Source organism: Microbulbifer sp. CAU 1566 (assembly GCF_023156515.1).
Classification (GTDB): Bacteria; Pseudomonadota; Gammaproteobacteria; order Pseudomonadales; family Cellvibrionaceae; genus Microbulbifer.
Genome location: NZ_JALNMG010000005.1, coordinates 186,932 through 198,334 on the forward strand (window position 1 = coordinate 186,932; position 11,403 = coordinate 198,334).

Below are 11,403 nucleotides of genomic sequence, written 5' to 3' on the forward strand. Positions count from 1 at the left end.
AAGCTATAGCGCCTTTGAGCCCGTTTTTGAGCCCGGTTAAGGGTCGCAATAGCGAACAGCAACCCGGCTCAGCTTTCCAGCAGCCCCCGCCGCCGGGCAACCCAGTAATCCAGGCTTACAAATCGTCCGCCGCCAGTGAACAGCAGCGCCAGCAACATGAGGAAGTAAGTGGCCGCAAACTCGATACCGTTTTTCAGCACGGTAAAGTTGCCGGCCTCGGTCAGCCACGCATAGTTTCCGTGCTCCTTGAGCAGCTCCACCGCCTTTTCTTTGCGCACCAGCGCCTCTTCGATCAGATCCTTGCGCCACTCCCAGGGCATCATCAGTGTTTGCTCCGGCAGTGCGTGCCAACCGTACTGCCAGTGGGCTGTCACTGCCGCCACCGCCATGGTGAACATCAGCGGAATTACCGCGAGACGTACCCCCAAACCCAGCACCAGGGCGATACCGCCGAGAAATTCCGTCAACGCCGCCAGCCAGGCCAACAATACCGGTGCCGGCAGTCCCAGGCCCCAGTCCGGATTGCCAAACCAGGCGGCGACATCCTCGATACTGCCCAGCTTGTTGAAACCGGCCAAGATAAAGATAGGCCCCAGGAACAGACGCAACCCCAAGGGCCCCAAACCCTCCAGCGGCCGCAGTAGATTCAGAAAACGCCGGTAAATCCGATTGAACCCGCTGTTGCTGCCATCCATAATTCGCTCCCCCGTATGCCGGGCTGATTTGCCATAGTGAACTGGTCGGAGCCAACCCAGGATTCTTACAGTCCTGGCGAGTGCGATCCGGGCGAGTAAACCTCAGCGCCAAGTCAGCTCCCAACAGTTTAGCCAGCCGTAGTCCCCCCATGCCAAGACTCTACCGACGCGCCACAGCCACCGAGCTGCGCCACCTTGCCAATCTCGGCGGCCCACTGGTGGTCAGCAACCTGGCGGTGGTGAGCATGGGCGTTACCGACACCATCGTCGCCGGCCAGTCCGGCGAGATCAATCTGGCGGGGCTGGCCCTCGGCTCCAGCATCTGGGCGGTGTGTGCGGTGACCCTGATCGGTATGCTGGCGGCGATATCACCGGTAGTGGCCAACCTGCGCGGTGCCCGTGACGAACAGGGCTGTGCACAGCAGATGAGTCAGTCGGTATGGATTGCACTGGTCGGCGGCTTGCTCGTCGCGGCGGCCCTGCTGGCAGCCCCGCTGTGGAGTCAGTGGGTGCAAACCGAAGAACCGGTGCGCAAGGTGATGGTCCAGTATTTACTGGCACTGGCGACCGGCACCCTGCCCTTCGCCTTCGGCAGTGCACTGCGGGGTTACTGCGAGGGAATGGGCCAGGTACGACCGGTGATGCGGATTTATCTCGCTGCGGCGGCGCTCAATATCCCGCTGGACCTGCTGTTCGTATTTGGCTGGGGGCCGATTCCGGCCATGGGCGGTGCCGGTTGCGGCTGGGCCACCAGCCTGGTGTGCTGGTGTATTGCCATCGCCCTTTACTGGCATGCGGGGCGTGATCCCGCGTACCACGCCCTGGATCTCAAGCTGCTGCCACCGCCACCGCACTGGCCTACTCTGCGGCACCTGCTGGCGGTAGGTATGCCCATCTGCATCGGCGCCGCCAGTGAGGTTACCTTTTTCGCCAGCCTGACCCTGCTGCTGGCATCCTACGGCGCCACCATTGTCGCCGCCCACCAGATTGGCCTGAGTATCGGCTCCACCTTTTACCTGGTTGCACTGGCGCTGGCACAGGCCGTCAGCATTCGCACGGCGCAGGTACTCGGCCAGAAGAGACCGAAACGCGCACGCTTTGTCAGCATCGTGGGGGTCAGTAGTGGCTTTGTATACGCCCTGTTCACGGGCATAGCACTGATCGCCCTGCGGGATCTGTTGGTACTCGCTTACACCGCAAACCCGGACATTATTGCCATCGCCAGTAACCTGTTGTTGCTCGCTGCCGCTTTCCAACTGGTGGATGTCACCCAGGCCATGGCCTGGGGAGCGCTGCGAGGCTACAAGGACACCCGGGTACCCATGTACCTGCAGCTGTTTTCCTACTGGCTGGTAGGCCTGGCCAGCGCTTACTGGCTGGGAGAGCAGTACTGGGGGGTCTACGGATACTGGACCGGCATCTGTATCGGCCTCGGCACTGCCGCGGTGTTGCTACTGTTGCGCCTGAAACGCACCAGCTTCCGGGCCCTGGCTGTGAAACCGGCCACAGGCTGATTGCGAAAATCGCCAAATATCGCGCAATTCGCCGGGAACCGATTGGCTATACTCGCGCTCTCACCAACCTGACCTCTGCATCTTCGGCGCCAGTTGTTACTACATCTGTTAATGCGCCTTTTTAACCGTCAACGGAGTATTTCATGCGTTGTCGCTCTCTGAGCCTTTCCCTGCTGCTGAGCCTCAGCAGTGTTTCCGCCCACCTGATTGCGGAAGAATCCGACGAATTCGGAGCGCCGCAGGAGAGTGCACAACCCACCGCGGAACAGCCCCAACCTCAGAGCGACGCAGAAACGACGCCAACCCAGCAAAAGCAGCTGACCACCGACGCCGCAACGGATTCCGATACCCAGGACAAGCCGGCGATGCCGCAGGCAAAAAGTATTGAGCTGGACAAGCCGGTTTCCGAACAGGAGCTGGTGACACCGCCACAAGCGGAGCCGGCAGACGAGCCCACCACGGATTCGCCGCCGCAGGAACCTGCCGAACCGCAGCCCACCCCAGAGGAACAGCCGGCAGCACCCGTGGGCCGGGCACTGCAGATACTCGGTGCGGAAGTGCCACCGGCCACCTCTACCCGCCTGCCCTGGTCACCCAGCCAGCACTTCGAGGGCGTGTACAGTGCCACACCGGTGCTGGTGGTGAATGGCGCCGAAACAGGCCCGACCCTGTGCATTACCGCGGCCATTCACGGCGATGAATTGAACGGTATCGAAACCGTGCGCCGGGTGATGTACAACCTGAACCCGGAAACCCTCAAGGGCGTAGTGATCGGGGTCCCCATTGTGAATATGCAGGGATTTCACCGCAGCTCCCGCTACCTGACCGACCGCCGCGACCTCAACCGGCACTTTCCGGGCGATAAAAACGGCTCCTCGGCCTCACGCATTGCACGTTCGTTTTTTGACGAAGTGGTGGTGCACTGCAACGCCATCGTCGACCTGCACACCGGGTCTTTTTATCGCACCAACCTGCCTCAGCTGCGCGGCGACCTCAGCGATCCCAAGGTGGTGAAGCTCACCAAAGGTTTCGGCTCCACCGTGGTCCTGCACAGCGACGGTGCCAGTGGCACCCTGCGCCGCGCCGCCGTTGACGCAGGTATCCCCACCGTCACCCTGGAAGCCGGCGCACCCATGGTGCTGGACGAACTCTCGGTCAGCCACAGCGTCAAGGGTATCCGCACCCTGCTCAACCAGTTGGGTATGGTCAACAAGTTCCGTCTCTGGGGCGAGCCGGAACCGGTCTACTACAACTCCACCTGGCAGCGCGCCACCACCGGCGGCATCATTTTCAGCAAGGTGCAGCTGGGAGAATTTGTCAGCAAGGGCGACCTGCTGGGTACCGTCACCAACCCGATCACCAATGTGCGCAAGGAGATCCGCTCCCAGTACAACGGGCGCATTCTCGGTATGGCCATGAACCAGGTAGTACAACCGGGGTTTGCCGCTTACCACATCGGCATTCAGGCACCGGAAGAACAGATCCCGGCACCGGAGGAAGTGACTGCTGAAGCAGAGCCACTTAATGACGCCGCTGCACCAGCCAGTAAAGAAACGCCGGCACCGCAGGATGCGGCAACGTCAGCCGATACACCGGCGGCCGAGTCTCTGGATGAAACCCAGCCGGCTACCGATCACGATGAGGAGAGCGAGGAGGACTGACCAATTCAGCGCCTTTTCGTTTTGACAAGCCCATCAGCCCCTCCGCGAGAGGGGCCTCGCGGAACATCCCCATGGATGGGGGAACGGGGTACCTGACCCGCGCCTCACTCCACCCACCATCCCCAGGGCATCCAATTCCCCATTAGCCCCATCAGGTTGCCCCAGCCCAGCCCAGCCCAGCCCAGCCCAGCCCAGCCCAGCCCAGCCCAGCCCAGCCCAGCCCAGCCCAGCCCAGCCCAAAGTATTGACAACCCAGCTTCGCACACCTAATCTCGACCCAACTGTACTACAACACACAGCACAGATAATACAGAAACAGGTGCCACCATGTCCCGAACTGTCCCATTGATGTTGCAGCTCAGCGCTGCGGATCCGCGACCGATCAGCCGGCAGATTATCGATGCTATCCGCCTCCAGATCGCGAGTGGCGAGTTACCCGTAGGTGCCCAGTTGCCGAGTGTGCGAGGTCTGGCAAAACAGCTCACCGTAAACCCGAACACCATCGCCAAAGCCTACAGCGAACTCAGCAACCAGGGCTGGCTGGATTCCCGCCAGGGCCTTGGCCTCTTCGTCGCCGCACCGCGACAACAACTGTCCGATGACGAGCGTGAGCGCCGTCTCGGGATCGCCATCGACAGCTTCGTGGCTGAGGTCGTCGGCCTGAATTACACCAAGCGCGAAATCCTTGACCGTATGGATGCTGAACTAAAACCGGTACTCGGTCAGACACATAGCAAACGTCGCGCGTGACGCATGGAGCACAAGATGTCCTCTCTCGAACTGAAAATCGTCCGACAAGGCATATCCGAGCCAGCGGTCACATCGACATTCGTCATCGAAACGAAAGACCTCTCACTTCGCTATGGAAACAAGCTCGCACTGAAGAATCTCAGTTTGCAAATTCCACCGGGGCGTATCCACGCGATCGTAGGGGCAAATGGCGCGGGCAAGTCATCACTGTTTCGCATCCTGCTAGGCTTCCAGTCACAAACCAGTGGCAGCGCAGAAATCCTTGGACGTAATTGTGGCGCGTTGCGGGAATGCGACCGCGCCCGTATCGGTTTTGTCAACGAGGAACACAGTCTCCCCTCCTGGCTGCGCATCAACGAAGTGGTCGCAATGCAGCGCAGACTCTATCCACAGTGGAACGAGGCACGTTACCGCAATATCGTTGGCCACTTCAGTGTCGATGACGCCCAGCGTATTCGCGAGCTGTCGCGCGGCGAACGCGCCGGGGTAAATCTCGCGATAGCGATGGCCCAATCCCCGGAGTTGCTGATCCTCGATGAACCAACGCTCGGGCTCGATGTTGTCGCCAAGCGCGCCTTTCTCGAAGCCGTGCTGTCGTCAGTGGAGGATACCGGCAGCAGTATTATCTATTGCTCACATCAAATGGAGGAGATTGAGCGGTTAGCGGACAATCTGATCGTATTGGAACGCGGCGAGCTGGTGCATATGTCCCCGCCGGATGAGTTTTGTGAGCGCGTCTCGCTATGGGTTGCCGAATTCCCCTTCCTGTCTTCCGGTGCAGAATACTTGCCCGGCGTGCTGCAAGTGCAGCGTATCGACGGGCTGTTTCATTTTATTGTGCTGGACCGGGACGAAAGCTTTGGCCAGCATTTGAAAGACAAGGGCGCCCGCAGCGTATGGCAGGGAGCTGTGGATCTGGATCGCGCAGTGAATGCCTTCCTCACCCGTAATCACGCACGCCCCTTGCCCACCGAGACAGAAAAACACAGTACTAAGGAGATCGCCCTGTGAAAGATCTCTACCTCTCGGAGCTTCGCCGTTTCCGCTGGCTGGCGCTAGCCGCTGCGATAGTAAATCTGCTGCTACTGATCTTCCTGAACCGCGTCACCAATCTGCTGCAGATGTCCTTCCTCGAAGCACTGCCGCTGCTCTTTATTTTTATGAGCGTAGGTTTAGTGCTCGCGATTGCCCAGGTTGGCAGCTATCGCAAACCAAGTCAGTGGACCTGGCTGATGCATCGTCCACTTGCGCCTGCGCGCATTTTTGGCGCTCTGGCGCTATCGGCACTGACACTACTCATCGTCGCCATTTCCCTGCCCATGCTGGCGCTGGTCATCGGTACCGACGTCATGACGACCCGAGTGGTCGACCTGCGGCATTACCTGTTGATCGCGCACCTGCTCGGTTTCACCATGATGGCCTGGATGGCGGGCGCGCATGCGTGTGTCAGCCGTAGCCGTGCGGCTATCGCCATATTCTTTGCTCCACTTGTACTGAGCCTGCATCTCGTTTCGACAATCGCATTACTGGTGCCAGTGATGCTGACACTGGTGTGGCTTGGTTACATCACACTGCGCAGTTTCCGCGCGAATCGCGAAGCGCCAATTCAGGGCATTGCAACTCTGCTTGCCACGGCGTTGCCACTGCAGCTGGGACTTTTTCTGTTCTGTGCCGTGATCTTCCGCTTCCTGTTTGTCACCGGCGGCATACTTCTCGGCGTCGACCCGCTAAATACTGACTATCCGCCGAAAGGTGGGCTGATCGAAACAGAACGCTCCGAACCCCATGAGGAAATTGCGCTGGGGCTGGTCAACAGTGAAGATCCGCGCGCTTCCTCGTGGCAAACGCAATTGCCGCTGCTCGAGCCCACGCGGTTCGGCCCCTGGCTAAAGCGCTTCCCGCTGCACCAGCAACTCAGCAATTTCCAACTTCCCACCGGCTGGTACGACAAGGAAAGAAAGATCGATTGGACATTCAGCCACGACGAAATGCTGTTCATCGGTCGCGACCCAGAAAGCGGAACCACAAAGGGCGTATTCGGACGCGGTGGTGCAAATGAGACCACACCTTTCTTCGCCGTACCTGTGGCGACAGACGAGGGAGATCTGCTTACGCCGCACACCCTCTACGGCATTGACGATGATACCCAGACAGTGGAACAGCGACTCGCGCTGCAGATGAGCGAGAACGAACGGTTCACTGCTATGCCCCAACGCGCGTTTGACCGCATGCTGATCCTGACAAACCAGCGCCTGATCGTGCTGCGTGAAGATCACCGCGCCGCTGCGAATATCAAGCCACTGTTGTCGGACTGGGCGATTGAATTACCACGCGGCTCGCAAAACCTGGAATCCGTCACCCTCGCGGAACTCATGGATGGTTGGCTGGTATCGTTTGTCTATGGCAACGGCATGCGACAGATCGGGTTCAGCCAGTTCAATGCCACTGCGTCTCCCTGGCAACAGGTGCTCTTCGTCGATGCCGACGGCAACGGGCGTGTGGTCGGCGAGAGGGAAATCAACCCGGATTTCCCTGTACTCCAGCGCACTTACTGGTGGGTATCGCCGGTGATGGATTTGGTCCGCACCTTGCCAGAAATGGCACTCGATAAGGGGCTGACTTGGCCGATGACGGTAACTATATTCCCGCGCGCCCCGGCGCTGTACGCGGCACTAGTACTCATTCTGCTATCAACCGGCGCTGCCTGGTGGTGGATCCGCGGCACGCGTATGCCAGTCGGTCGCCGCCGCGTGTGGCTAGCCAATTGTGCGCTTATCGGGCTACCCGCCTTACTCAGCCTGCTTCTACTAGAGCCAAGGGAAGTAGGGCCAAGGAATGTAGGGCCAAAGAAAGTAAAACAAAGGGAAGCGCGTATATGACGGCTTACGCGCGAGCATGTTGTGTATTTCTGCTGTCGCTTGCCGTTACCTGCCCCACACAGGCGACTGAAGGAAATACCGATCAGGCGCTACAAACAGCAAAACACATTGCCGAAAATTCACAAGCTGCGCCGCATATTTCCCGCGATGCCTTCATGCAACCTGCCAGAGTGCGGGATCTGTCCATGTCGCCGGATGGGCGCTGGTTGACCTTCCGACGCGATACGGAGCAACGGATTGAACTCTGGCTGCGGGAAATCGAGAGTGGCAAGTCACGGCGCATCTTGCCGAACAGCGACCAGGTCGCGGTTTATTGGTCTGGTGACGGCGCACGTATCTGGGTAGCAGATGAACAAGGCATTGGTGTATTCGATATCGGCACCAAGACCAGCCGCCGGATATTCCGGTTCGATGATGCACGCCAGCAAGCACTCTGGACGGTGGACCGGTATGCACCAGCATTTGCCGTACTGAGCGAAAAAATCGCCGACAACGGCAAGTGGCTGCACCGCTACCTGACAATTGACGCAGACGGGAAAACCCAGGTTGTTTATGAATCGCGCAAGGCCCTGCAAAGCGCCCTGCTCAATGCCGACGGAAGCTTGCGCTATATCGCCGGATATGACGGTGACGCGTTCGACACCGTAATCTGGAAGCAGGAAAAGGGCACCAAACAAGAACTGATGCGCTGCCCACTACCGGAGCGCTGCCACCCGATTTCCTATGCCTTCGCCGGGGCAGCAAATGAGTCCGTCTGGGCACTGGCGCACAACGGCGAAGATCGGGCGGTGCTACAGCGATTCGATACCCGCTTGAAGAAGTGGGAGATACTGCATCAGGATCCGCGCCGCATAGCGGATGCCGTGTCCGTTGTCATGCAGCCCGACGGACTGGACTGGCTGGCGATCGCCTACCGTCCCGATCGCGTCCAATGGCATGGACGCCTTGCCGAAACAGATTCAAAACTCGACATCGTAAAGACAAAACTGCCCCCGGATTTGCAAGACGCGAATCTCGATATCAAACCGGCCAGCGATGGTAGTCGATGGTTTATTCAGGCGATCAAGGCAAACCAGCTTTATCATCGATATTTTCTCTACGATGTCACAGAACAATTGCTGACCCCACTTTTTGAGCAGGAAAGTCAAAGCGCTGTCACACCGGAACAGATGAGCAACTCGCTGCCAGTGCAATGGCGTGGCAGGGATGGCATGTTGCTGCACGGATATGTCTACCTGCCGAAAGGGATACCACTAAACGAAGCACCACTGATCGCAATGATTCACGGAGGTCCTTACAGCCGCTCCTTTGGCGAAAACGATATCGGCGCACAGTTGCTGACCAATCGCGGCTATATCGTTTTCAAACCCAATTTCCGCGCCTCAATCGGTTACGGTGTGAATTACGTGAAAGCAGCAGGTGGTGATTTTGGCAAACATGGTGTGCTGGATGACATTATCACCGGCCTCGATCACTTGATCGCAAACGGTATCGGCAACGCAAAGCGACAGGCGGTTGTCGGCCACTCCTTCGGCGGCTATGCCAGCCTGATGGCAGTGACACATCACCCCAAGCGTTTCGCGTTTGCGGTACCGAGCGCGGCGCCGGTGGATATGGCCTGGACAATGGAAGATATTGCCATTGAGGGCGGCAGTGCCTTGTCCGCAGACGGCCCACCACTCGAGGTGCTTTTCCCCAAATACGGCGTCCCCTATGGCGACGAATCGTGGCACGAGCAGATGCATCGCGATTCGCCATTGATGCATGCAAAAAACCTCTCGACGCCGGTGTATCTCTGGGCGGGCGCGAAGGACGACCGCGTCGCGGTGGAGAGCAATGTACGCTACATGGCGGAAGCGAATGCCGATTTCACGCCCACGTTACTGATCGATCCGGAGTCGGGACACAGCCCTGGCGAGCGCATAAATGCAGAAGCGCTGGGGTGGTTAATTGAAGCGGCAGCGCACAGACATTTCGGCGGCGGTGTTACAAAGCCATCGCCCGAGCTGGAGAGGTTCCTGAAGAAAAACCTGCGTGCGGGAGGGAGCAATTTACAGGAGTAAAATCGACCGTCTGCCGACACAAGAAGATCAGCAGGTTGCGAGTCCCCTTTACAGGGGCTCTCGAATCGACACCAACCGGATCGGTTCAGGCTGTAACGTAATATGATCAATATCAAAACGCTGAATAAGCGTTTTCCGCAATCGTTCTAACACCTGGGGCCAAGCGGACAAATCATCAACAACGATGTGTGCCGATAGCGAAATCATACTGCTGTCCAGGCGCCAGATATGCAGGTCGTGCACCGAGCGCACGCCGTCAACGGCCGCCATGGCTTCGCCCACCACCGGCAGACTCAACTCTCTGGGCACCCGCTCCATCAATACATCGACGGCATCCCGCAGTAGCCTCAAGCTCGAGAACAGAATCAGCACACAGATCAGCACCGACAGCAACGGATCTATCGGTGTCCAGCCGGTGAAGTAAATCACCGCGCCGGCAATCAGCGCCGCCACAGAACCCAGCAGATCCCCCATCACATGCAACAGCGCACCGCGGATATTCAGGGTCTGCTCCCCCCGGTGCAGCACCCAGGCTACCGCCACATTTACCAGCAGGCCGATGGATGCAATGAGCATCACCATACCGCCCTGCACCGGCTGCGGATCGCGCAGGCGATGGAATGCCGCAATCGCGATGCCGATAACAATCAACAGCATGAACACGGCATTGAAGATGGCCGCGAGTACTTCCGCGCGCCCCCAGCCAAACGACATTTCCCGGCTGGCCGGCTTCTGCGCAAGTAGTGCGGCAACGGCGCCGAGAGCCAGGGAAAATGAATCGGTCACCATGTGGCCGGCATCGCCCAGCAGGGCCAGTGAGCCGGAAATCCAGCCGCCGATGGCTTCCACCACAGCAAATGCCAGGGTAATGACAAGGCCCCACACCAAGGGTTTGAGATGGTTTCCGCCACCGTGATGGTGAGCGCGGTGATGGGCGTGATCGTGCATAGCTTCCCTCTTGCGACGACTTTTTGTTGGCCCTATCTGTGCAAGGACCGGTTACGACGAGCTGTGATATCGGCCGAGGGTGATACGTTCCCGCCCGGCATAGTCAAGCCGGGTTTCTACATCGGTGTAGCCCGCATCGGAAAAAATCCGGCGCGCCGCCTTACCCTGATCCCACCCGTGCTCCACCAGCAGTAGGCCGGTACCCCGGAAAAAACCGCGCGCGTCCGCGGCGATCTGGCGGATATCCGCCAGCCCGGCCTCTTCCGCCACCAGTGCAGACAGCGGCTCAAAACGCACATCACCTTCACGCAGGTGGGGGTCTTGGGGGTCGATATAGGGAGGATTGCTGACAATCACATCGAAACGCTCGTCCGCCAGCGCTGCAAACCAGTCACTCTGTAGCAGCCGCACATTGGCAAAGCCCAACTGCTGGCGATTTTCTTCCGCCAGCGCTACCGCAGCGGGCATTTTGTCCAGAGCCAGAATCTGCCAGCCGGGCTTCTCACTGGCCAGCGCCAGTGCAATGGCACCGGTGCCGGTACCGAGGTCCAGCAGCGATAGATTGTCTTCTGGGCAGAGCGCCAATACGGTCTCCACCAGCACCTCGGTATCCGGGCGCGGGATCAGAGTAGCGCGATTGACCTTGAGCGGCAGTGACCAGAATTCCCGGGAACCGGTCAGGTGCGCCACCGGTTCACCGGCGAGGCGACGTTGAAACAGGCGGTCGAATGCGGCCTGCTGCGTATCATCCAGTGGATGCTCCGGCCAGGTGTACAGCCAGGCGCGACTCTTGCCTAGCAGGTGACACAGGAGCACCTCCAGGTCCAGGCGCGGGCTGTCGCTTTGTGCCAGTTCCGTCGCCCGCAGCAGGTTTTCCTTCACCGTGGCCATGG

The 11,403-nt window shown here is 59.2% G+C and carries 9 protein-coding genes; 6 read left to right on the top strand and 3 right to left on the bottom strand.

Features of this window, described 5'->3' with window-relative positions; all coding sequences use genetic code 11:
* Nucleotides 1–68 precede the first annotated feature (68 nt).
* A complete protein-coding gene (locus M0G74_RS13710) occupies nt 69–695 on the bottom strand; it encodes a DoxX family protein (RefSeq protein WP_248218153.1) in 627 nt (208 codons plus the stop codon).
* 149 nt (nt 696–844) lie between these two features.
* On the opposite strand from M0G74_RS13710, the gene M0G74_RS13715 reads away from it, so the two are divergent.
* From M0G74_RS13715 to M0G74_RS13740, 6 genes are all read left to right on the top strand, one after another.
* Nucleotides 845–2,209, top strand: coding sequence for an MATE family efflux transporter (locus M0G74_RS13715; RefSeq protein ID WP_248218156.1), 1,365 nt, complete (start codon nt 845–847; stop codon nt 2,207–2,209).
* 143 nt (nt 2,210–2,352) lie between these two features.
* The gene (locus M0G74_RS13720) at nt 2,353–3,870 is read left to right on the top strand and encodes a succinylglutamate desuccinylase/aspartoacylase family protein (protein ID WP_248218159.1); all 1,518 of its coding nucleotides are present in this window, start codon (nt 2,353–2,355) and stop codon (nt 3,868–3,870) included.
* 327 nt (nt 3,871–4,197) lie between these two features.
* A complete protein-coding gene (locus M0G74_RS13725; protein ID WP_248218170.1) occupies nt 4,198–4,620 on the top strand; it encodes a GntR family transcriptional regulator in 423 nt (140 codons plus the stop codon).
* Between the two features lie 15 nt (nt 4,621–4,635).
* On the top strand, nt 4,636–5,631 hold the full coding sequence (locus tag M0G74_RS13730) for an ABC transporter ATP-binding protein (RefSeq protein ID WP_248218177.1): 996 nt from the start codon (nt 4,636–4,638) through the stop codon (nt 5,629–5,631).
* Complete coding sequence (locus tag M0G74_RS13735; protein ID WP_248218184.1) at nt 5,628–7,499, top strand: hypothetical protein; 1,872 nt, start codon at nt 5,628–5,630, stop codon at nt 7,497–7,499. The genes M0G74_RS13730 and M0G74_RS13735 overlap by 4 nt, the downstream gene beginning before the upstream one ends.
* Entirely contained in the window at nt 7,496–9,562 is a 2,067-nt protein-coding gene (locus tag M0G74_RS13740) for a prolyl oligopeptidase family serine peptidase (RefSeq protein WP_248218186.1), read from the top strand. Before M0G74_RS13735 ends, M0G74_RS13740 begins: the two co-directional genes overlap by 4 nt.
* A gap of 48 nt (nt 9,563–9,610) precedes the next feature.
* On the opposite strand, the gene M0G74_RS13745 is transcribed toward M0G74_RS13740, so the two are convergent.
* Both M0G74_RS13745 and prmC read right to left on the bottom strand, forming a co-directional pair.
* Nucleotides 9,611–10,510, bottom strand: coding sequence for a cation diffusion facilitator family transporter (locus M0G74_RS13745; RefSeq protein ID WP_248218187.1), 900 nt, complete (start codon nt 10,508–10,510; stop codon nt 9,611–9,613).
* A gap of 51 nt (nt 10,511–10,561) precedes the next feature.
* Nucleotides 10,562–11,401, bottom strand: a complete 840-nt coding sequence (prmC, locus tag M0G74_RS13750; RefSeq protein WP_248218189.1) for a peptide chain release factor N(5)-glutamine methyltransferase — start codon at nt 11,399–11,401, stop codon at nt 10,562–10,564.
* Between the last annotated feature and the right edge of the window lie 2 nt (nt 11,402–11,403).

Coding starts and splice junctions, on each gene's coding strand:
- M0G74_RS13740 (WP_248218186.1), top strand. CDS start 7,496: ATGACGGCTTACGCGCGAGCATGTTGTGTATTTCTGCTGTCGCTTGCC.
- M0G74_RS13715 (WP_248218156.1), top strand. CDS start 845: ATGCCAAGACTCTACCGACGCGCCACAGCCACCGAGCTGCGCCACCTT.
- M0G74_RS13745 (WP_248218187.1), bottom strand. CDS start 10,510: ATGCACGATCACGCCCATCACCGCGCTCACCATCACGGTGGCGGAAAC.
- M0G74_RS13710 (WP_248218153.1), bottom strand. CDS start 695: ATGGATGGCAGCAACAGCGGGTTCAATCGGATTTACCGGCGTTTTCTG.
- prmC (WP_248218189.1), bottom strand. CDS start 11,401: ATGGCCACGGTGAAGGAAAACCTGCTGCGGGCGACGGAACTGGCACAA.
- M0G74_RS13730 (WP_248218177.1), top strand. CDS start 4,636: ATGTCCTCTCTCGAACTGAAAATCGTCCGACAAGGCATATCCGAGCCA.
- M0G74_RS13725 (WP_248218170.1), top strand. CDS start 4,198: ATGTCCCGAACTGTCCCATTGATGTTGCAGCTCAGCGCTGCGGATCCG.
- M0G74_RS13720 (WP_248218159.1), top strand. CDS start 2,353: ATGCGTTGTCGCTCTCTGAGCCTTTCCCTGCTGCTGAGCCTCAGCAGT.